The organism is Flavobacterium sp. C3NV (genome assembly GCF_046825355.2).
Classification (GTDB): Bacteria; Bacteroidota; Bacteroidia; order Flavobacteriales; family Flavobacteriaceae; genus Flavobacterium.
Window position 1 is genome coordinate 606,112 of the sequence record NZ_JBKQBJ020000001.1, and the last position, 21,165, is coordinate 627,276.

19 protein-coding genes are annotated in these 21,165 nt (G+C 33.4%); 5 read left to right on the forward strand and 14 right to left on the reverse strand.

What is annotated here, in order from left to right; translation table 11 throughout:
* Window positions 1–8 precede the first annotated feature (8 nt).
* From ACIDC4_RS02490 to ACIDC4_RS02550, 13 genes are all read right to left on the reverse strand, one after another.
* Entirely contained in the window at window positions 9–848 is an 840-nt protein-coding gene (locus tag ACIDC4_RS02490; RefSeq protein ID WP_412044330.1) for an ADP-ribosylglycohydrolase family protein, read from the reverse strand.
* 37 nt (window positions 849–885) lie between these two features.
* Complete coding sequence (locus ACIDC4_RS02495) at window positions 886–1,434, reverse strand: RNA 2'-phosphotransferase (protein WP_412044331.1); 549 nt, start codon at window positions 1,432–1,434, stop codon at window positions 886–888.
* Between the two features lie 17 nt (window positions 1,435–1,451).
* The gene (locus tag ACIDC4_RS02500; RefSeq protein WP_412044332.1) at window positions 1,452–1,922 is read right to left on the reverse strand and encodes a macro domain-containing protein; all 471 of its coding nucleotides are present in this window, start codon (window positions 1,920–1,922) and stop codon (window positions 1,452–1,454) included.
* Between the two features lie 140 nt (window positions 1,923–2,062).
* Window positions 2,063–3,535, reverse strand: a complete 1,473-nt coding sequence (locus tag ACIDC4_RS02505) for an O-acetyl-ADP-ribose deacetylase (protein ID WP_412044333.1) — start codon at window positions 3,533–3,535, stop codon at window positions 2,063–2,065.
* Window positions 3,532–3,945, reverse strand: coding sequence for an ADP-ribosylation/crystallin J1 (locus ACIDC4_RS02510; RefSeq protein ID WP_412044334.1), 414 nt, complete (start codon window positions 3,943–3,945; stop codon window positions 3,532–3,534). Before ACIDC4_RS02510 ends, ACIDC4_RS02505 begins: the two co-directional genes overlap by 4 nt.
* Before the next feature lie 8 nt (window positions 3,946–3,953).
* A complete protein-coding gene (gene ybiA / locus ACIDC4_RS02515; protein WP_412044335.1) occupies window positions 3,954–4,481 on the reverse strand; it encodes a riboflavin biosynthesis intermediates N-glycosidase in 528 nt (175 codons plus the stop codon).
* Window positions 4,482–4,490: 9 nt separating this feature from the next.
* Window positions 4,491–5,573 carry an adenylosuccinate synthetase gene (locus ACIDC4_RS02520; RefSeq protein ID WP_412044336.1) on the reverse strand — a complete coding sequence of 361 codons (1,083 nt, stop codon included), beginning with the start codon at window positions 5,571–5,573 and terminating at the stop codon, window positions 4,491–4,493.
* Window positions 5,574–5,703: 130 nt separating this feature from the next.
* Window positions 5,704–6,564 carry a hypothetical protein gene (locus tag ACIDC4_RS02525; protein WP_412044337.1) on the reverse strand — a complete coding sequence of 287 codons (861 nt, stop codon included), beginning with the start codon at window positions 6,562–6,564 and terminating at the stop codon, window positions 5,704–5,706.
* A 2-nt stretch (window positions 6,565–6,566) separates the two neighbouring features.
* On the reverse strand, window positions 6,567–6,902 hold the full coding sequence (locus tag ACIDC4_RS02530; RefSeq protein ID WP_031455095.1) for a hypothetical protein: 336 nt from the start codon (window positions 6,900–6,902) through the stop codon (window positions 6,567–6,569).
* A gap of 183 nt (window positions 6,903–7,085) precedes the next feature.
* A complete protein-coding gene (locus ACIDC4_RS02535; RefSeq protein WP_412044338.1) occupies window positions 7,086–7,904 on the reverse strand; it encodes a TIGR02452 family protein in 819 nt (272 codons plus the stop codon).
* On the reverse strand, window positions 7,901–8,728 hold the full coding sequence (prs, locus tag ACIDC4_RS02540; protein WP_412044339.1) for a ribose-phosphate diphosphokinase: 828 nt from the start codon (window positions 8,726–8,728) through the stop codon (window positions 7,901–7,903). Before prs ends, ACIDC4_RS02535 begins: the two co-directional genes overlap by 4 nt.
* Before the next feature lie 76 nt (window positions 8,729–8,804).
* A complete protein-coding gene (locus ACIDC4_RS02545; protein ID WP_065448749.1) occupies window positions 8,805–9,497 on the reverse strand; it encodes an NUDIX hydrolase in 693 nt (230 codons plus the stop codon).
* Window positions 9,498–9,687: 190 nt separating this feature from the next.
* Window positions 9,688–10,593: a LysR family transcriptional regulator gene (locus ACIDC4_RS02550; protein ID WP_412044340.1), complete on the reverse strand. Its 906-nt coding sequence runs from the start codon at window positions 10,591–10,593 to the stop codon at window positions 9,688–9,690.
* Window positions 10,594–10,678: 85 nt separating this feature from the next.
* Between ACIDC4_RS02550 and ACIDC4_RS02555 the strand changes: the two genes are divergently transcribed.
* On the forward strand, window positions 10,679–11,440 hold the full coding sequence (locus ACIDC4_RS02555; RefSeq protein WP_412044341.1) for a type 1 glutamine amidotransferase domain-containing protein: 762 nt from the start codon (window positions 10,679–10,681) through the stop codon (window positions 11,438–11,440).
* 178 nt (window positions 11,441–11,618) lie between these two features.
* Entirely contained in the window at window positions 11,619–12,776 is a 1,158-nt protein-coding gene (locus ACIDC4_RS02560; protein WP_230033664.1) for an iron-containing alcohol dehydrogenase, read from the forward strand.
* 318 nt (window positions 12,777–13,094) lie between these two features.
* Here ACIDC4_RS02560 and ACIDC4_RS02565 read toward each other — a convergent pair whose 3' ends face one another.
* Window positions 13,095–15,581 carry a toxin-antitoxin system YwqK family antitoxin gene (locus ACIDC4_RS02565; protein ID WP_412044342.1) on the reverse strand — a complete coding sequence of 829 codons (2,487 nt, stop codon included), beginning with the start codon at window positions 15,579–15,581 and terminating at the stop codon, window positions 13,095–13,097.
* Between the two features lie 183 nt (window positions 15,582–15,764).
* On the opposite strand from ACIDC4_RS02565, the gene ACIDC4_RS02570 reads away from it, so the two are divergent.
* The 3 genes from ACIDC4_RS02570 to ACIDC4_RS02580 all read left to right on the forward strand — a co-directional run bounded on the left by ACIDC4_RS02570 (window position 15,765) and on the right by ACIDC4_RS02580 (window position 21,155).
* Window positions 15,765–16,760 (forward strand): NAD(P)H-dependent glycerol-3-phosphate dehydrogenase, encoded by a 996-nt coding sequence (locus ACIDC4_RS02570; protein ID WP_230033668.1) that lies wholly within the window; start codon window positions 15,765–15,767, stop codon window positions 16,758–16,760.
* Window positions 16,761–17,159: 399 nt separating this feature from the next.
* Complete coding sequence (locus ACIDC4_RS02575; protein WP_412044343.1) at window positions 17,160–19,832, forward strand: TonB-dependent receptor; 2,673 nt, start codon at window positions 17,160–17,162, stop codon at window positions 19,830–19,832.
* A gap of 12 nt (window positions 19,833–19,844) precedes the next feature.
* The gene (locus ACIDC4_RS02580; protein WP_412044344.1) at window positions 19,845–21,155 is read left to right on the forward strand and encodes a DUF4876 domain-containing protein; all 1,311 of its coding nucleotides are present in this window, start codon (window positions 19,845–19,847) and stop codon (window positions 21,153–21,155) included.
* Window positions 21,156–21,165 lie beyond the last annotated feature (10 nt).

A 21,165-nucleotide genomic window follows, 5' to 3' on the forward strand; every position in this document is an offset into this window, starting at 1 on the left:
TCGCTTAATTATTGAAACTTATTCAAAAGGTCCAAATCTAATTTAGTCAAAAAGTCTTTCCCGAATTTATCGTTTTCTAGTTCTTCATATAAAAACGAAGGCAAAACTTTATCACAATTTTGTTTATGACTTAAAATCGCCATACACAAAGCGGCAACAGTATCTGTATCTCCTCCATAATCAATGCTTGTTTTCAAACAATCTTTCATTGAAGTTGCTTCACAAACAATTTTTATAACGGCTTGTGTCGTTGGATAACCGTGCATATCGATTGGAGAAGTAATTCTATAATGCTCATTTTCCTTTAAAGTTTCATTTAGAAATTCAATCAAAGTCGATCCGTCACCTAAATTGTATTTAAAATAATGCACAGCCAAAGCGATACGTTTCGCGCAACTAATTCCTTCAACCGTAAGGTGAGAAGTCTTTGCCTGAATTTCGCAAAACTCCATCAATTGCTCTATATTTTTTACGTAACCAATAGAATATGCTCGCATTGCAGAACCGTTTCCGTTACTGCCGTTATTGATTATTTTGATAAAATCAGTTCCATTTTTACTGGCGTCTAAAGCATTGTAAACTCTATCAGAATATCCTCGTCTTTTATCTCTGTGAAAAACTTCGACAAACTTATCCGCAACTTTAATCTCATTCCAATTTTCATCTTCTAATAACAATTCCGAAATTGCAATTGCCATTTGAGTATCGTCTGTATATCTTTTATAAATCTCCGTATAAAGTCCGTGTTTATGATATTGAGTCAAGTCGTTGTTTTGAGAAATAAAATCTAAATCTCGAAATTCAAAACCTGCTCCGTATGCGTCGCCTATTGCTGCTTCTAGTATCATAAGTATTATTTTTGGTTGTTAATTTGGGGGATTCTGTTTATGATTTAAACTCAATATATTTTGCCGGAACCTCATCTGTTAACCAAACATTATTTTCAGACAAATAAAATTTAAATCCGTCTCTGTGCATCGCACCGCTTCTTACGGTTAGAATTTGAGGAACTCCTCGCCTGCTTCCTACTTTTATGGCAGTCTCTTTATCTTTTGAAAGATGTACATGCTGACGGCTCATTTTTTTCAAACCTTCTTTTTGAATGTTGTCCATAAACTTCCCAACGGTTCCGTGGTATAAATATTCTGAAGGTTCTGTTTCTGCTAAATTCAATTCAACCGAAATCGAATGTCCCTGACTTGCTCTGATTTTCGTTTTATCTTCATTAAAAGCAAAACGTTTTTTATCGTTGTTTTCTACTACGTAATCTAAAAGAATAGCGTCTAGTTTATTTCCTTTTTGAGAACATTTCAATATTAGTTCTTCTACATCTGCCCAGCCATTTTCGTCTAGTTTTAATCCTATTTTTTCCGGCGAATGTCTAAGTACTAAACTTAGAAATTTGCTCACTGTTTTTGCTATATTTTCATTCATGATTAATATATTTTTTTCTAGAAGTCATATACAACGACTTCAACATCATTATTTGAAAGTCTTTTGAGAATAATAGGCTCTATCATCTCCCACTTTCCGCCTGCTAAACCACAGCCTATTCTTGGCATATGAACGCTGGCATTATTTTCTTTTGCGAATGAAGCTACTTCTTTCAAGCCATCTTCAATAGCATCATATCGTATTGGAGCATTTCCGTTTTCATCTTTATTGATTTTATGCTGACCAATTAAATTTGCTACCCAAAGATCTTCTTCTACCTGAACAAACTGAACTTTACCCAATTCAAAACCGTCTTTTGATTTAAACCATTCTCTATATTGATTTTCCGGTTTTTTCCATCTTTTAGAAATTGCCATAACAAATCCTTTTCCCCAACCTCCAATATCATTACAAACATGCACAATGATTTTATTATTTTCTGATTGAGGAGACGTTGCATCTCCTTTTGTATATTGAATATCTTTCATTTATTTCATTATTTTAATCAAACGTTCCTACGGAACGTAAATACAATACGACACTATTTTTATCTACCGATGAGATGTTCCTATGGAACACTAAATCGCGCTTTTACAATTCATTACTTTCGATCTATTCTTTCTAAAAATTATAAACTGTCTATTTCATTTTTTTTTAATTTTAAAGACAGTCTTTCGCACAAATCATCAATATCATTTTTTCTTGCTAATGTGGAAATCCACTTTTGTGGAATATTGTCAATTCCGCAATACATTCCTGCCAAGCCTCCGGTAATTGCTGCAGTTGTATCAGTATCTCCTCCTAAATTCACTGCTTTTAAAACAGAGCCTTCATAGGTATTAAAATTCAAAAAACACCAAAAACTAGCTTCTAAACTGTGAAGAACATAACCTGATGATTCAATTTCATTTTCAGAATAATCCGCTATATTATTTTTTAAAATCCTATCAAACAACTGAATTTCAATAGGATTAAATTGTTTATCACCTAAAAAACCAGAAACAATCTTTTGCATATTTTTATATGCCTCTATTTTATCAGAACCATTTAAAATTTCTAAACAATAAACAACATAAATAAAACAGGCAAATACAGATCTAAAATGTGCGTGAGTAATTGAGGATACATCTTTTACTTTTTTATAAATAGCTTCAATATCTCTTTCATTTTGAAGATAAAATACTAAAGGTAAAATTCTCATCAAAGAACCATTTCCGTTATCCTTTTCTTCAAAACCACCACATAATTCCGGTTGATGGCCTTTTCCGATATTATGAATTGCATTTCTTGTTGCGATTCCAATGTCGAAAACTTTTCCGTGCGGAGTCCATAATTCTGTGCTATACCATTTTACAAAATTTCTGGCAATGTCTGATAAATCATACCCTGTGCATAAACTTTCGGCTAAACAAAAAGCTAAAGAACTATCATCGCTCCAGGTTCCTGCGGGTTGATAATGAGTTCCAAAACCAGTCATTTCAGAAACAGGATTTTCTTTTAGATGAGTTCTGGAGTAAAATTCTACAGGAACACCTAATGCATCTCCAACTGCCAGACCGAACAATCCTGATTTAACTTTATATTCAAAAATGCTTTCTATTATATCATTATAAATCTTGAAATTTTCATCATCATAACAAACAAAAATGACTTTTTCGAATTGCTCTCTGTGTTCAGAAATAGAAATCATATTAATTGCAATTTCTGCTGCTAATGCTTTGGGAAATTTATAGATACCCGTACTTATATTAGGGAAAGCAATCGTTTTGATATTATTTTCAACCGCTAATTCCAAAACACTTAAATAACAGCATCTCAACAATTCCTCTTCAAAACTTTTTCCATTATTCCAAACCGGACCAACGGTATGAATTACATATTTAGAAGGTAAATTACCTGCTGTTGTAATGACTGCTTCTCCTACTTTACAACCGCCTTGTCTGTTTCGAATCTGGATGCATTCGTCTAAAATTGCTTTCCCGCCTTTTCTGTGAATAGCGCCGTCAACTCCACCTCCGCCAAGCAAAGAAGTATTGGCTGCATTTACAATTGCATCAACATGAATTTCAGTAATGTCTGCTTTGAGAATTTCTACAATCATTTTCTAAACTTGTTTAGTTTATCTCTTAATTCCACATTCTCACTTACGAAAGAACGATCTGTAAAATAACCATTCACAACTTCTATCCCGTCAAGGATATTGGCATTAAACTCTGCTAAATCTTCAGATGGAATCCAAAGTTCATTGTGATTTTTACTTCCAACATTTTGAACTTCATATTTTTCTAAAAAGGCTGTTTTTACTTCAAAAGCTGTAACGATTCCGATAAATCCGGAAAACTCATCAACGGTATTCCATTCGAAAGCAATTTGTTCAGCATATTCCTGATTCGTTACCGGATAAAAAATAGGCTGCCAATCTAATCTTGGAGGAAACAATTTATAATCTGTCTCTGCAATCAGTTCCATTTCCTTCATTCCTACCGGACGATATAATCTTGTTGTTTCCATAATTAATTTTATTTCAATTCATCCCTAACTTCCATCAAAGCAAAACCCAGCAAATTCAAGCCTTTCCACTTCTTCGGATTCATAACATCTTTGTGATCACCAGCCATCCCGATTCCCCAAATCGCATCAACGGGACTTGCTTCTACTATAACCCTGTCTTTTGTGTTTAGTAAAAAAGTTTTTAACTCAGGATGTTGACTGAATTTATGATAATTCCCTTCTTTTACAATGTCAAATCTGGCTGCCAGCCAAAGCGTTTCATTATAATTTTTCACTTCTCTACCAAACTTTTTAGCTTCGGCAGGAGATTTCGCCTGAAGGATTTTCTCCAGAACGGCATCATCTTTAAACAATTCGGCTTTCTTGGCCATCATCCAGTGTTCTGCAGTTTTGTAAGTCACTTTATCAACTTCAAAAGAGCTCAGCCACCATTGACTAAAACAGGTTTTAGAAATGCTTCCGTCATTATTGGGTTGGTGTCCCCAGAAAAATAAAAATTTATTTTCCGGAGTTATATTTTCTATAGTATATTTCATTTTTTCTCTTTATTGATACAAAGAAGTTACCTGTTTGAAATCTTTAGAATCGGGTGAAAATGATCCGTAAATTTCCTTAAACTCTGTTGTTATTTTTTCAAATTCATAATCCACTTCGATCTGATCCATGCAGGTTACAACCATATTTCTTTTGGCATTTAAACTATAAGCTGCATCCAACTTTAAACTATAATTTAATAGTTCATAATCTAAATCGCCTGTTCGCAATTCTTTCTGAAAATCATTGTAAACACAGGTTTCTTCTTCGTTATTTTTTAATTTTAATTCTCTTTCATTTGCCATCCAGCCGCTTCCATGTCTCGTTGAATAACTTCTGGTAACATAATAAATCTCAACATCCTCTATTTTTAATTTCTGGCAGATTTCAACTGCATTTTTGGATGTTGTATTCGCATACGTTACATTCGGAAAAACACCATGATCCATGTCGAGTAAAATTCCCTGGCTTCCTTCAAAAATCAGGTTCTCATACTTTTCTAAATAACTGTAATCACTGATATTCCATTTTATTTTATCAATGATTTCCAGGTAATGATCTACTTCTTCATCGATTTCACTTTCATTTAAAAAACCGTAGTAATAAGCGATTTTTTGCAGTTTCTCTAAAAGCATTTGTCTTGGCGCAATTAAATCTATGGCGAAAAGTTTATACTGACCTTCGTTGCGTTTCATTGTCGCTCCAACGCCTTTTCCGCAAGTTCCGTGATCCAGGTTTCTCACATTGTTTCGGTTTTGCCAAACATCAAACGGAGTTGTTATTTTGGCTAACGGATGAATATGAAGTGCAACATTTCCGCCTTTTGCTTCGAGTTCTTCTTTTTCATTGAATAAAAAAACCGGATGAATCGTGCAATGTTCGCTATAATAAGAAGGCAAACCGCGAAGTGCTCCGCTGGCAAAACTCGAATGAACGTGTTTTTTGCCCTCAATCATTACGGTATGCGCGGCTTGCTGTCCGCCTGAAAACCGAATAACTATAGATTCAGGATTTTGCTTCGCCAGAAAATCTGTTGTAATTCCTTTTCCTTCATCACCAAATCCTAAACCTATAACTATTTGAGCTGTTTTCATTTTGTAAAATATTTTTTAAGTTCTTTCAACTTAAACTTTAGAAAAAAAACTTTGCGACTTCGCGACTTTGCGAGCAAATTTCACGCTAGTATTAATAATAATCTCGCAAAGACGCAGAGCCGCAAAGTTTTTAAAGCATTTCTATATTATCTAATCCATCAAGCGGAATTGTTCCTAAACCTGACACTGAACTTTTATGTGTATCGCAAATGATTTTCTTGATTACATTCGGGATTTCTCTGTGATCTTCGATTGACAAACAATTTTGTCCCAGTAATTCTTTCCACGCTACATTTGCTCTTACCGCCTGATCAGAATGTAAAACGCTGATATGATACACTTCGTAACGTTTTTGAGCTTCTTTTAATAATTCAAGGGACGTATACGTTTGCTGTCCTGAACCCATAATTTCTTTTATGGCAGATGCCGGAAGCGTTGGCAAATTTGGTTCGTCACCAACGGTAAACAACAATCCTTTTTGACCTCTTTTTTCGAAAGCATCGGTTTTGGTATGAAAAGCGGCAAAATACCAGGCTAATAAATAACTTTCTCCGGCGTTTCCTCCGCCTCCACTTTCAATATAAGTTCTGGTTAGCCACATATCCAGTTCTTCGTCCCCAGATTCGAATTGTCCAACCTGAAGCGGAAATCTGTCGCATTCATGATCTCCAATTCCTAAAAACAAAAGTGCCGGATCGGGAACACCGCCCTGAATGATTCCGCCCATTAATTTTGGTAATCCGTCTTTGATCAATTCATGCGGGATGTGTCCCATACTTCCTGTTACATCCAATCCTAAAATAATTGGAACTGTGTTTGGATGAACTTCTGAATCTCTGGCTTCACGAAAAGTAATGCCGTTTGGATTCATAGATTCATGTGCCATTCCTAATTGATTTTGAACAAAAATCTCACTTGCAGATTTAAATCCGTAACCTGCTTCTTTTGCTCTGCTCAAACGAGCGCCTAAGTCATATCTTGTACCTCCCATAACTAAAATGTTTTACCAAATAAATATTCGAATCTCTTTTTTGTCACTTCAAACTGAATATTTAAATTTCTGATTGTTAATGATAATTCCATATCTTTTTGTACAAATGCTTCCGGTTGAAAGTCGGCAAAAGTCAAACTATTCTTGTCAAGCGGACTAATATCGATAAGGCCTTCCTGCTCTCTTTCGAGTCTTTTTATTTTAAGTTCGATATCTTCAACTCGACGTCTGTAAATTAATTCAGAATCTTCACCAATGGTTTTGGCTCTGTCTTCTCTAATCTGATCATTGTTTCTTTTTAAAGACTCAATAAATCTTGGTTTTAAATCATCACTCATGTCTTTTGTGGTTTTGTTTCAGGTTTTCTTTGTTTCAGGTTTCAAGTTGCGCGTTGAACTTAAAACTTGGAATCTTAAACTTGAAACGGTTAATAGCTTTTTGTTTTTTGTTTCAGGTTTCAGGTTTTTCTTGTTTCAGGTTACCGTATAGAACGTGAAACCTGAAACTTGAAACCTTTCAACTTAATTTAAAGTTTCTTCAAATTGTTTGAAATTTGATTTTTTTTCGGAATTGTCAAATACTGCAAAAACTATTTTTTTGAAAGCACCTGCGTATTTTTCTGCAATAATTTCTTTGAATAATTGTGCTACATCTTTGGGTTCGTTTCTAAAAACCCCACAACCCCATGCTCCTAAAATTAATGTTTCGCTTTTTTGTTTTAATGCAATTGCCAAAACTTTATCCATTCTATTTTTTAAGACCTCTTCTGTTTCAGCAATTTCTTCTTTCCTGTTATGCTGCAGCATCGCGCCTTTGTTTGGTGCAGGTGCTGTAATTACGTCTGCGATAAATGGTTTTTCAAAATAATTTCCATTATCATCATTCCAAAACAAAACATTCGGACTATAAATCATGTAATCTGAATATAAAAACGAAGATTGATTTCTATTAAAGTCATACATCGCTTTGTCTTTTATCTGCGTTTCATAAAGATTTGAAGATCTTGCCAGACTTTCTTCCTGAGCCGAAGCGCCTCCTAAAAATCCACCGCCCGGATTTTTTGCAGAAGCAAAATTTAAAACACAGATTTTTCCGTTTTTCTCATCAACGATTGCTTCAATTGTAGAACAATTTTTGGTGACAATTTCTGTTTCAAACGTATTTGAAATTGGTGTTTTCAGGATTGCATCCCAATCGTTTGGTGCAATTGTAAACGTATTTTCTATAGATTCTTTGAGTTCTTTTTCGATAACAACCTTTTTTCCTTTGTATTCATAAAAACCATTTTTTACGATTTCTAAGGTCTTATCGGCTATTTCTACTCTGTAATTTTTATTCATAATTCTAATTTTACAACCTCAACCTTTTCGTTGTCAAAATCTTTAAAAGAGTTCGTTGTAAATATTTTGTCGAAACAATCTAAAACTTCAAAACCTTTATTAAAGATTCCGTGGCTTACGGCTAAGTATAATTTTCCGGCATTTTTGTTTTTTAATTCTTCGGCTAAGCCAACAAAAGTTCCGCCGCCGTCGCAAATATCATCTACAATTAAACAATCTATGCCGTTTAGATCGTCTTCGTATACTTTGAAACCAGATAATCTTCCGGTTTTTACATCGCGGCTTTTACTGCATTCTACTACATCAACTCCGCCTAAAAATTCAGAAACTTTGTAGATTTTTTTAAGAGCGCCACCATCCGGAGAAATTAGTTTTACGTTTTCGCCTGTAACTTTTAAAACTTGTTGAATAAAAGTATGATTCGGAATCACTTCGCAATTGTTTACCAATGCCGCAGTAACTTCAGAATGCGCATCAAAAACAAAAACTTTATTCAATTGAAGTCCATTTATGATATCCGCGTAAACTTTTACAGAAAGCGGTTCTCCTTTTATCATGACACGATCTTGTCTTGCCGCCGGAAAATACGGAATAAACAAATCGATAATTTTAACATCCATTCTGCGTAAAGCATCTACCGTGATACACAATAAACCCAAATCGTTGAATGAATTTAATCTATGTGTGATGGTTACTTTTTGAGTTGTATCAAAATCTGGATTGATTTTAATGTGTGGTTCTCCGCCAGAAAATGTAAAACTTTGAAATTTGATTTCTTCCTGATTAAGTATCGGAGCGAATTGTGGGTCTAGGTTAAGTATCATAGTTTTTTATAGTTTGCGTTAATTATACGCAAATGTAGAATTAAATTTTAAATAAACAATTTATTTTGTGTAAAAATTACGCAAACTTTATTTCGAAGTGAAAGCCTTTGTCAATTAATTCATTGTATTTCAATTTATTAAATCGAAATAATTTTGCCGGACGACCGCTTTTTATGGGTGAAAATTTTTCTGTTTCTTCTAAAAACCCATAACTGAGTATTTTTTTCCTAAAATTTCGTCGGTCGATTTCTTTTTCTAAAATGGTACAATAAAGATTTTCCAGGTCTGAAAACAGAAATTCTGCCGGAAGCAAATCGAAACCAATGGGTTCGTAAGTCAGTTTTGCTTTTAATCTTAAAATGGCTTTTTCAATAATTAAATTATGATCGAATGCCAAAGAAGGGATTTCGTCAATTTTGTACCATTGTACTTTATCCGCATCCGTATCGGCTTTAATTTCAAGATTCGAAGCATCTACTAAAGCATAATACGCAACCGAAATAACACGGTTTCTGGAATCTCTGTGAATATCATCTCCAAAAGTATACAGTTGCTCCATAAAAGTAAGCTGGACATTGGTTTCTTCGTGTAATTCCCGAATTACCGCATCACTCAAAGATTCATCATTTTTTACTAATCCGCCTGGTAAAGCCCAGTATTTATCGGCAGAGCCAAATTTTTGTTCGATTAAAAGAACATACAAACCGTTGTTTTTATATCCAAAAACAATGGCATCAACGGCGATTCTAATATTTTGTAAATTTTCCATAACTTAAAAAAAGAGTTTGCGACGAATTGCACTAATTTTATCGAATTATTATTTTGCCATAGATTAAAAGATTAAAATGATTTCGAATCTGTTAGAATCTTTTAATCCGTGACTAACTTTTTAACCACAAAGTATTAGTGCGAATTCGTGGAATTCGTGGCCAAAAAAAAAGATTTTGTGGCTAAAAAAATTATAATCTATTACCAAAAAACAACTTCAGTTCTTTAGATATAATATCAAAAAAAGAATTCAGATTATTGTTTTTAGCAGTTAATAAATAAACGTATTCTTCCGGTACGTGAAAACTATTCCATAATAATTGCAGTTTATTCTCTTTGATATATTTTCTCGCATTACAATTCCACGTTATGGCTACTCCTTCATTATCTGACAACATTCTAAGCATTTCAGATTCTGACGGAATAATATAATTGGGCACCATAGATGGGCGTTTTTTATTAAAAGCGTGCAGCCAGAATAATTTTATATGCGGAATTCTAGCATCGTGACTGTACCATTTTTGTTCGTTAAGCCATAGCTCTAAATCAGTAAAATTGTCTGCTTTTAATTTCTGACGAAATTCTGTTGCATCCAAATTTACCGGTGCCACCATGATCAATTTAATTTTTCCGACGATTTCATAAATAGTGTCAAACGTATCAAAACGTTTTGTGGTGATGGCAAAATCAAGTTTTTTGGCATCGACAAGCGCAAATAGCGCATCGTTGTCTGCAAAGGTAAAATCGATTAAATCAAATTTAGAGATTAACAAATTGCCAATACAATTAAAAAGATCTTTCGAAATACCTACCGATATTAATCTGTTTGCATCCTCGGCCTTTGCCCTAAAAGTATTCTCTACATTTTCAAGGCGATCGAGCGCATCAATGATTAAATTATTCAGTAACTTAGCGTATTCCGTTGGTTCTACGCCCTTTGACTTTCGGTTAAACAATTTATTTCCAACATGAGCTTCCAGCATTGAGATTTGCTGGCTCACTGCAGGCTGGCTCATAAACAACTCTTTTGCAGCGATAGAAAAATTTCCGTTTTTATAAACCGCTTTAAATGTTCTGTACCATTCGAGATTTACCATGACATAAATTTATTTATAACAAACATAGTTTATTTTATTTTTACAAATATCACTTAAGCTGTAAATTTGATGAAAATTTAAACTTATGAAAAAAATAGCATTACTCGCGATTATAACCTTAACAGCTTTTAGCTCAACCGCTATAGCTCAAAAAACAAATAAAAAAAGTATGAAAAAAGTATTATTTGTTGTAACCAGTAACGATAAACTGGGCAATACAGGAGAAAAAACTGGATTTTGGTCAGAAGAACTTGCTGCACCTTATTATGAATTATTAGATCAGGGAGTTGAAATTACCATTGCAACTCCGCTTGGAGGTCAGCCGCCAATCGACCCAAAAAGCGCCGATCCTGCATCTGCAACTGAAGATACAAAACGTTTTGATGCCGATAAAACATTACAGGAAAAATTAAAACACACGCTTAAACTTTCGACTATTAATCAAAAAGATTATGATGCAGTTTTTTATCCTGGAGGTCACGGACCACTTTGGGATTTAGTCGAAGATAAAAACTCGATTGCTTTGATCGAATCTTTTTATACGCACAAAAAACCGGTAGCTTTTGTTTGTCACGCTCCGGCAGTTTTGAAAAACGTAAAAGTAAACGGTGAATTTTTAGTAAAAGGCAAAAAAGTAACCGGTTTTACCAATGAAGAGGAAGAAGCGGTTGGATTAACTAAAGTTGTTCCGTTTTTATTAGAAGATGCTTTAACTCAAAACGGCGGTAAATTCTCAAAAGGACCAAACTGGGCACCATACTCTGTAGAAGATGGTCTTTTGATTACAGGTCAAAACCCGGCTTCGTCTAAATTGGTAGCTGGTAAATTATTGGAGAAATTAAAGTAAGATGCTAAGGGACTAAGGTTCTAAGTTGCTAAGATTTTCTGCTGGCAACTTAAAAGCTCAATCTCTTATTCACTAATTAATAAAATTTAAATAATAACGATGCTAAGTTTGCTGGGTAAATTCAAAGAAAAAAAACTTAGAATCTCAGAAACTTAGCATCTCAGAAACTTAAAAAAACATGCTAAACTTTGAATTATATAATCCGACGAATTTAATCTTCGGAAAAGGACAAATAGAAAAACTTTCGACTTTGGTTCCAAAAGACGCTAAAATCTTATTGGCTTACGGTGGCGGAAGTATTTTTCAGAACGGAATTCACGAACAGGTAATCAAGAATCTTAAAGGTTTTGATATTGTTGAATTTGGCGGAATTGAGCCAAATCCTCATTTTGAGACTTTAATGAAAGCTGTAGAAGTAATCAAAAAGGAGAAAATTACTTTTATCCTGGCTGTTGGTGGAGGATCTGTTATTGACGGAGTGAAATTCATTTCGGCAGCCGTAAACTTTGACGGAAATCCGATTGATATTTTGCAAAAACGTTTGTTGATTAAAGAAAATGCAATGCCTTTTGGAACTGTTTTAACTTTGCCGGCAACAGGAAGTGAGATGAATTCAGGAGCTGTGGTTACTATCACCGAAACTCAGGAAAAACTGGCTTTTGGCGGAAGCGCGATGTTTCCTCAATTTTCTATTTGCGATCCTACTGTTATTGCTTCTTTACCAAAAAGACAATTACAAAATGGTGTTGTAGATGCCTACACGCACGTAATGGAGCAATACTTAACGTATCCGCACGAAGGGTATTTGCAGGACAGAATTGCTGAAGGAATTCTTCAAACATTAATTGAAGTTGGTCCAAAAGTGGTTGAAAATCCAACTGATTATGCTTTGGCTTCGAACTTTATGTGGAGTTGTACAATGGCGTTAAACGGATTGATCCAAAAAGGTGTTCCGTCTGATTGGGCAACGCATATGATTGGTCACGAATTAACTGCTTTATACGGAATTGATCACGCGAGAACTTTGGCGATTATTGGCCCAAGTTTATACGAGGTGATGTTTGATACTAAAAAAGAAAAATTGGCGCAATACGGAAGAAGAATTTTCGGTTTAACAGGTTCTGATGACAAAGTAGCCAAAGAAGCTATCGACAAAACTGTTGAATTTTTCCATACTATGGGAATGGATACTAAACTTTCTCAATATATTGAGGATTACAGCAAAACAGCAGATTTTATTGTAAATCGTTTCGACAAAAGAGGCTGGAAAGGTTTAGGAGAAAAACAATTGATTACTTTAGATAAAGTAAAATCGATTGTTGAAATGAGCTACTAAAAAATAAAATTTCAATTTTTTAAATTCCAAATTCCAATGCAGATGTAATTGTTGGGATTTGGGATTTATTTTTTGGGATTTAAATTCTAAAGTTTGGAATTTGGGATTTCTAAATTGGAATTTAAAAAAAAGGCGTTCTTGAATTTTTCAGGAACGCCTTTTTACAATACTAAAACAAAACTAACTAACTCAATTTTTGCTAAACTCATTAAATTCTAATTTACAAGTAGTTACAACGTAGTAGTTTTATTTTTATTGTGTATAATTAAAAATAATTTTTATTTTTTTTGATCTTCTTCTAAAATCGCAGAAAACGGCTTATTTAAAGTCTTCATTCATTTTCTTTTCCAGAATTTCATGCAATAGTTTCGTTTCTGTTTTTACATTTTTAAGATCAACATTCTTTTTTTCTGCTAAAAGCTTTTCCTTCATAAATAATTTCAAATCATACGAATTGTTTTTGTTTTTCAATATCAGCGTTCCAATTTCCGGTTTTTTTGCCTGATTAAGTCTTAGACCGGCGATCATATTTCCTTTTGGTTCATTGCCAAATAATAATTCAACATCCTTTTCTGATGAAATTCTTTCAGCTATTATATTAAAATTTTCTTCGATCGTTTTGTTATGGTCTATATACAACGTAAATACGGTATTAAACATTTCTGAATCTCGTCTTTTATCGTCATTTCCTTCTGTTACAGTAAAAAGCCTTGCCTCAATTTTATTGTTGTTTTCAAAATACAAAACACTTCCTGTTTCTACAGGTGCGGCATCATTAACTTCTAATAAACAACTATTAGCAAGCACTTTATTATCAATACTAAATTTCCCGATATTTCTATTACCTGATTTTTCTAAGACGATTTTCCCTTTTACTTTATTATTAAATTCCTCAAGTTCGATAGCATTGTTTTTTAACTCAAAATGATAACGATTAAAATAATGCATGGCAAAAACATCAAAATCAAAACTCTTTAAAACTCCATTTTTCCAATATTTCGAAATAAACTGCCTGCCTTGTTTTATGTATTCAGGACCGTCGACTATTTTCCCGTCTTTGTAAGTCGATTTTATATCGTAATTTGGGTATTGATATTTTTCGAGATTTTCCAGATAATTGTTTGAATACTGATACTTTTTTGTACCATTTTCATAATAATCGACATAATTAAACTCTCTGAGATCTGCTGAGAAATATCCCGAATAGGGTTTTTCATCTTTATAAATTCCTTCATAAGAATCCTGCATTTTTTCTGCAAGGGTAAAAGAGCGATCGTCTATTTTTGAGAGTTTTCCGTTTGTATAATGTTTTGATTTTAAAATATTGTTTTCATCCGTTCTTCCATATGTACTTCTATAAAAGATTTCCTCAGCAATTGTTCCTTTTTTATAAATGATGGCTTTTTCAGCTTCAGCTAATTTTCCTTCATAAGGCAAACCATTTTTATATTCGAGTTTTCCGGTTACTTCTCCGTTATCATAAAAAATAGTTTCACCATCTATAATATCATTTACAGCGTTGTACGTCTTTACAGGATTATTAATGTCATAATTAAAAACTTTTTGCAATCCGTTTTTCTTAAAATCAGCAACATGAATTAACTCATGAAGATCTTCTCCGGTTTTTACAACAAATGTTCCATTATAAGGTTTGTCATTTTTGTAAATACCTTTGGCGACAATACTGTCAGTATCCGTTTTTACGATTGCTTCTCCTTCTTTTAAACCTTTTACATAACTTTGATTAATTAGCAATCTTCCGGCAAAATTTTCTTCAAAATTCCCCTCAAAGGGTTCGCCATTTTTATATAATCGCTTTTTCATTATGGTTTCATCTTTATTATAAACGATTTCATCGCCTACTTTTTCACCATCGGTATATTTAGTCAATTCGTGAATTTTACCATTTGGATAATACTTAATTTCTTCGCCAAATTTTTGTCCTTGTTTATAACCAGTTTTCGATTTAATAGAAACTGCAAATTTGTTTTGAGTATAATATTGATAATCATTACCGTTTGAAATCTCACTACCGTATTCCTCAAAATCATTTTGATTGATGGTTTGCAGCACTTTTCCTGTCACATCATAATTTATCTGTTTAAAAGGATGCATTCGGTCGTACTCAATATCGTACCATATTTCCTGAGCCAATTGTTTTGAGTCGATCCAGAATATTTTTTTCTTCACTATTTTCGTTATAACCTTTTTTTTAGTTCCTGCATGATAATCTTCAACCATTACAGGTGCCGTTTCAACCATAACATCGGTCTGCTCCTGATAAGCTTCTTCCTCTGACTTGTTGTTTCGGTAATCATCCCAGTTTCTAACTTCTTCAAAATCTCCTTCGACCGGTTTGCCGTTAAGATACTTTCCTTTCATTAAAACAGTTCCGTCCTGATGATAAACAATCGAAAATCCGTTTTTCCTTCCTTTTTTATATTCAATGGTTTTACGTTTTTTTCCATTAGGATAATAATAGGTCAAAACGGGAACGGCAGAATTATTGTAATATTGATACTCCGATGTATCGAAACCGTTTTCATCATACCAAACAATATCTCCAACATAACTATTCTCGTCGCTTTGCAAAGCGTAACCTTGAAATTGCGGAGTTTTATTACTGTAGAAATCTTCCATTAAAAACAAATTATCTACTTTTTTTGATGGTTTAATTCTATAAAAAGAAGCGTTTTCTTTAGTAGTTTCTTTCCAGTCTTTATCATAATAAATACGATCTGAATTTTGCGAAAAAGAAAAACTGCTTGTCAAAATCAAAATAATATTGAAAATTTTAGTTGTCATATTTGAGAGAAATTTCACCGAATGTAAGGCTTTTTTGAATTCATTTAATTTTTTAAAGATAAAAAATAGTGCACAAAATTCAACTCCTGACATTTAGATCTCAACAATCAATTTTAATTTCTTAAATCAGATTTTGTGATATTACTGCATTATTAAGTACTTTTGTTTTAAATTATTAAAAAAATGAGCGAAAATCTAAAATTTGCAGTGATTGGAGGAGGAAGCTGGGCTACGGCAATTGCAAAAATGTTATGCGTGAATCTTTCAGAAATTGCCTGGTATATGCGTAACGATGCTGCGATCGAGCACATTCAGAAATACAAACACAATCCAAATTATTTAAGTTCGGTTGAATTTGATACCGCAAAACTTAAGTTAACGAACAATATAAACGAAGCTGTAGAATATGCCGATTATGTAATTTTTGCTATTCCGTCTGCTTTCTTAGATGCTGAATTAAAGAACCTAACGGTTTCTTTGTCTGATAAAATCATCTTTTCGGCCATTAAAGGAATTGTTCCTGAGACGAGTTTAATTGTTGGAGAACATTTTCATATTCAATACGACATTCCGTATTATAATATTGGTGTTATTACGGGTCCTTGTCACGCTGAGGAAGTAGCTTTAGAAAGACTTTCGTACCTGACAATTGCTTGTGGTGATCCTGAAAAAGCCAAAGTGGTTGCTAAAACATTGTCCGGAAATTACATCAAAGCCAAAATTTCTGATGATATTATTGGTACTGAATATGCTGCAATGCTTAAAAACATTTACGCGATTGCCGCCGGAATTGCTCACGGTTTAGGTTATGGAGATAACTTTCAATCGGTTATGATGAGTAACGGAATTCGTGAGATGAAAAAATTCATCAAAAAAGTTCACAAAATGAAACGTAACATTAATGATTCGGCTTATTTAGGCGATTTATTGGTTACGGGATATTCTGTTTTCTCGAGAAACAGAATGTTTGGCAACATGATTGGAAAAGGTTACACCGTAAAAAGTGCCATGATGGAAATGAGTATGGTTGCCGAAGGTTATTATGCTACCAAAAGTGCTTATAAACTAAACCAGGGTTACGGAGCAAAAACGCCAATTATCGATGCTGTTTATGCCATTTTGTATGAAGGAAAAGATGCTAAATCTGTATTCAAGAAACTGACTGAATCATTAGATTAAGTTTTCAGTCGCAGTCACAGTTTTCAATAGCAGTGTAAAGACTATATTTTACTATAATAAAAAAAAGAGTCAGGGAAATATAAAGTTCCTGACTCTTTTTTTATGCTCAATTTTTAAAATCTAAAGCTGAACCACACGAATTAACAAGAAATACTCTGCTTCAGAATACATCAAACCTACATCTTACCAAAAAAAAGTTAAGTCGTTGTACTTACAAAATTACCAAAGTACTATTCGATTGTTTATCAATACTCTAAATGAAAATTTTAGAATCCTGCCGAATATGTTTTTCTGACAAATTGAAGTATACTCCTTTTTACAATCCCCTTATTTTGCATTGCTTCACAAAGAATTATTGATAGATTTGCGCATTATTTTTATTGATTCTAATTAAACACAATGCGCTTTATTTTATTTTTCCTTCTTATTTCGGGTTCTGTTTTCTCTCAAAGAGTGATTACAGGTAAAGTCATAGATAAAGAATCCTCAACTTCTTTATCTGGAGTTTTTATTCGGGATACAAAATCTGACAACTGGAGTATTTCTGATAAAGATGGAAAGTTTAAAATCACTCTTGTTTATTATCAGGACGTTGAACTAAATTTTTCTATTCTTGGAAAAAAAGACATCAACGAAGTTGTAAAAAATGATCAAAACTATATTACAGTTTATTTAGAAGACAATACATTACACTTAAAAGAAGTAGTTGTTACTGCCGAAAAGGAAAGAAAATATTCTGAATTAACATTGGGTACAAATGCGATAAATAATGTTCAGGCTTTTTCTCTTGATGATGTTTTACAACAGCTTCCTGGGCAGACCACTACAGATTTTAATTTAAATCAATTTAAAAATATTGTTTTTCGTACGGCATCTGATGGAAATTCTAAAAACAGTAAAGCTTTTGGAACCTCATTTATGATAAATGACATTCCTATTTCCAACAATGAAAACATGCAGGCTTTAAATCCAAATGTTTCTACTTTAGGGGGCAATGATTATGGTATTCGTCAAAATACTTTCACTAATCCAAATGTTGGTATTGATCTTAGGGAAATTTCAACAAATAATATTGAAGAAATAAAAGTTATTCAGGGAATCCCTTCTGCAAAATATGGAGACTTAACTTCAGGATTAGTTTTAATTACAACTAAAGTTGGAAATAGTCCTTATAGAGTTTCTGCTTCTATAAGAGATGCCACAAGTGAATTGAATTTAACCAAAGGAGTTAAGTTAAATTCAAGAAACTCAATGAATTTTGCAATCAATTTCCTGGATTCTAAAGCAGATCCGAGAGATAACTTATTGAATTATCAACGTATAAGTGGAAGTCTGGCCTGGAAAACTACAGATAAGCTTTCTAAAATAAAAAACACTTTAAATCTATCTGTAAAATCAAATCTTGATGATGCAAAACATGATCCGGATAATATTGCACAGGATGTGGTTAAAAATGAAAAGCAAGGTTTTTCTATCTCTAACAATTTCATGTGGAAACCTGCTAATATATGGCTGGATGGTATAAATGTAAACAGCGGTTTCTCGTATGACAGACAGTTTTCCAGAAAAGAAAGATGGATAAATCGATCCTTAACTGCAGCAACAGATAGTAAAGAAGAAGGGATTCATGAGGCTTTCGTTCTTCCATCGCAATATACCAGTGTAAGCACGGTAGAAGGTATTCCGATTTCTACTTTTGTTAATCTTGATATTACAAAAACGATTACTAATAAAGCTAATTGGATTCACAGCTTCTCATTTGGACTATCAGGAAGATCAAGTTCTAATAAAGGAGAAGGAAGAAAAAGCAGTGCGACCGGTTTAATCAATTTTTATGTCCTTGCCGAAGGAGGCGACAGCAAACTAGGTTATAGAGATTATGATTTTAACAGAACTCAAACTGAAACCCAATTTTCTGCTTATCTGGAAGACAGAGTATATAAAAAATTTGAAGAAGACAGAATTCTAAATATTGATTACGGAATACGATATGAAAATCAGTCCGGAAACATATCCTTACAGCCGCGTATTAATTCATCTTATTCAATAAATAAAACCTTTAGAGTTCGAGGCGGATTTGGATTATCTTCTAAAGCTCCTTCACTTAATCAATTATACACTGGAGACCGCTATTTAGACAGGTTATTAGGCAACGGAATTTACTCCTATCCGGGCGTTTATCAAAAAGCATGGATTTTAACCGTCGTGAGTCCCGGAGACAACTTGAATTTAAAACCTTCTAAATCGTTCAAAACTGAAGGTGGAATAGATATAGATCTTCCTATCGCCAATATAAATCTAACAGGATATTATAACAAACTGAATAATGGGTTTACAGGCCAGCAGATTCCTGTTTCTAAAGAAATCCCAAATGCAAACGTCATTACAAACGGAACCGAAATTCCAACTTACGAGATTATTGGTACATCAAAACTATATTATTTAACCAACAGCATTCAAAACAATACGAATTCTGAGGATGCAGGTATTGAAACAATAATAAATTTCCGAAAAATTAAAGCATTAAATCTGGATGTCAGCATGAATGCATCTTATATTAGATCTAAAGATAATAGTAAATCTATAAATTATTATACTTCGACAAACTTACTCTCTGGAGAAAAATATGGAGTATTTCCTTCAATGTCAACAACAAACGAGAATTTTACAGCAAGTTTTAATTTTAGTTACCATATCCCAAAAGTAGGTTTGTTACTGTCCTTGAGAAGCGAGCATATTATATTACGTACTTCCCGTATTCCTACGAGTGAATATCCAAATGGTTATTTAGACGCTCAATTGAATTACCACGAAATTCCAGAAGCAGAGCGTACTGATATGCAAAAATACGGTCACATTATTCGAACGCTAAAAGGTACGCAAACCGAACTTGGCGATATGTTACATAATTTTCATCTGCGTATTTCTAAAGATTTCTTAAACGGATTTAGCGTTTCATTTTATTCTACCAATTTTTTAAACCTAAAGCCTTATTACGACAAAGACAATATACGGAGCATGTACGACATCGCAAACTTCTCATTTGGAACCAGAATTAATTATCAATTTTAAATATATATAACCATGAAAAAAACTCTCTCTATTTTTATAATACTCTTTGGATTAATCATTCAGTCCTGCAGCAATGATGATAACGAAAGTGAAGCATTAAAACCAGTAGACTTTAGTGTTTCGCTTAAATATGAGGTTGCTTTTAACAGTTTAAATGTTAAAAAAGCAAGTGTCACTATTGTCAATACAGAAACTGCAAATAAATACACTGTAGAATCTAATGAAAGCGGCGTAGCAACTTTTAAGCAGATCTTACCGGGTAGTTATTCTATTTCTGCAACAAAAGTGATACAGGCAACAGAATTTACAGAGACTTTTGGATATACTCCTACAGAAGCTGAAATTAACTTTAATGGCGCTGCAAGCAGTGTTATTGTAAATGCTACTGCTACTACCGCAGATATAGAAATGAAAACTTCTAAAGTAGGCGACTTTGTTATTAAACAAATTTATTATGGCGGATCTGACACCAAAAAAGGAGCTGTTTTTAGAGATCAGTTTATAGAAATTTATAATAACTCCAATACCGTTCAGTACGCAGACGGTTTATACATGGCACAACTTACCGGATCTACAGTATCAACAGTATTTGCTTACTCTCTACCAAATGGTCAGTTTGACTGGAGCAAATCTGAAGGAATGACAATAGGAAGTACCGCAAATACAGATTACGTTTACGGAATCAATATCATTAAAATCCCTGGCAACGGCACGCAATATCCCGTACAACCAGGAAAAAGTATTGTTATTGCTCAAAATGCAGTTAATCATAAAGCAAATTATATCGACAATAATGGTAAAGCAGTTAGTATTGTAAGCCCGGAATTAACTGTAGATTTAAGCACGGCGGATTTCGAATCATTTTTAGGTACATATTCAGGCGATCTTTATCAATATGACATTCAAAATCCTGCTGTTCCGGATGTAGATATCGCTTATTGGGGAAATACCAATAATGATATGATATTAGACTCAAACGGAAGACAAGCGTATGCTATTTTTAAAATGGACGCAGGAGAATTTACAGCTCTAAAAAAATACAAAAACCCTAAGGCTGACAAGAATTTTTTCCTTCAAATTCCTAACTCAGTTCTTATTGACGGAGTTGATACTACAAAAGATTTAGGTTCAAATTTAATTCCTAAAAAACTGCCATCTCAAATTGACGGAGGAAATACTTATTTACCATCTGGAGCCTATTCTTCAAAATCGGTAATGAGAAAAACTAAGACTACAATTGCCGGAAGAATTGTTCTTCAGGACACGAATAATTCTACAAATGACTTTGTAGAAGTAACTGCAAATCCTAGAGGATTTAACTAAAATTTTCTTT

Coding starts and splice junctions, on each gene's coding strand:
- ACIDC4_RS02490 (WP_412044330.1), bottom strand. CDS start 848: ATGATACTAGAAGCAGCAATAGGCGACGCATACGGAGCAGGTTTTGAA.
- ACIDC4_RS02495 (WP_412044331.1), bottom strand. CDS start 1,434: ATGAATGAAAATATAGCAAAAACAGTGAGCAAATTTCTAAGTTTAGTA.
- ACIDC4_RS02500 (WP_412044332.1), bottom strand. CDS start 1,922: ATGAAAGATATTCAATATACAAAAGGAGATGCAACGTCTCCTCAATCA.
- ACIDC4_RS02505 (WP_412044333.1), bottom strand. CDS start 3,535: ATGATTGTAGAAATTCTCAAAGCAGACATTACTGAAATTCATGTTGAT.
- ACIDC4_RS02510 (WP_412044334.1), bottom strand. CDS start 3,945: ATGGAAACAACAAGATTATATCGTCCGGTAGGAATGAAGGAAATGGAA.
- ybiA (WP_412044335.1), bottom strand. CDS start 4,481: ATGAAATATACTATAGAAAATATAACTCCGGAAAATAAATTTTTATTT.
- ACIDC4_RS02520 (WP_412044336.1), bottom strand. CDS start 5,573: ATGAAAACAGCTCAAATAGTTATAGGTTTAGGATTTGGTGATGAAGGA.
- ACIDC4_RS02525 (WP_412044337.1), bottom strand. CDS start 6,564: ATGGGAGGTACAAGATATGACTTAGGCGCTCGTTTGAGCAGAGCAAAA.
- ACIDC4_RS02530 (WP_031455095.1), bottom strand. CDS start 6,902: ATGAGTGATGATTTAAAACCAAGATTTATTGAGTCTTTAAAAAGAAAC.
- ACIDC4_RS02535 (WP_412044338.1), bottom strand. CDS start 7,904: ATGAATAAAAATTACAGAGTAGAAATAGCCGATAAGACCTTAGAAATC.
- prs (WP_412044339.1), bottom strand. CDS start 8,728: ATGATACTTAACCTAGACCCACAATTCGCTCCGATACTTAATCAGGAA.
- ACIDC4_RS02545 (WP_065448749.1), bottom strand. CDS start 9,497: ATGGAAAATTTACAAAATATTAGAATCGCCGTTGATGCCATTGTTTTT.
- ACIDC4_RS02550 (WP_412044340.1), bottom strand. CDS start 10,593: ATGGTAAATCTCGAATGGTACAGAACATTTAAAGCGGTTTATAAAAAC.
- ACIDC4_RS02555 (WP_412044341.1), top strand. CDS start 10,679: ATGAAAAAAATAGCATTACTCGCGATTATAACCTTAACAGCTTTTAGC.
- ACIDC4_RS02560 (WP_230033664.1), top strand. CDS start 11,619: ATGCTAAACTTTGAATTATATAATCCGACGAATTTAATCTTCGGAAAA.
- ACIDC4_RS02565 (WP_412044342.1), bottom strand. CDS start 15,581: ATGACAACTAAAATTTTCAATATTATTTTGATTTTGACAAGCAGTTTT.
- ACIDC4_RS02570 (WP_230033668.1), top strand. CDS start 15,765: ATGAGCGAAAATCTAAAATTTGCAGTGATTGGAGGAGGAAGCTGGGCT.
- ACIDC4_RS02575 (WP_412044343.1), top strand. CDS start 17,160: ATGCGCTTTATTTTATTTTTCCTTCTTATTTCGGGTTCTGTTTTCTCT.
- ACIDC4_RS02580 (WP_412044344.1), top strand. CDS start 19,845: ATGAAAAAAACTCTCTCTATTTTTATAATACTCTTTGGATTAATCATT.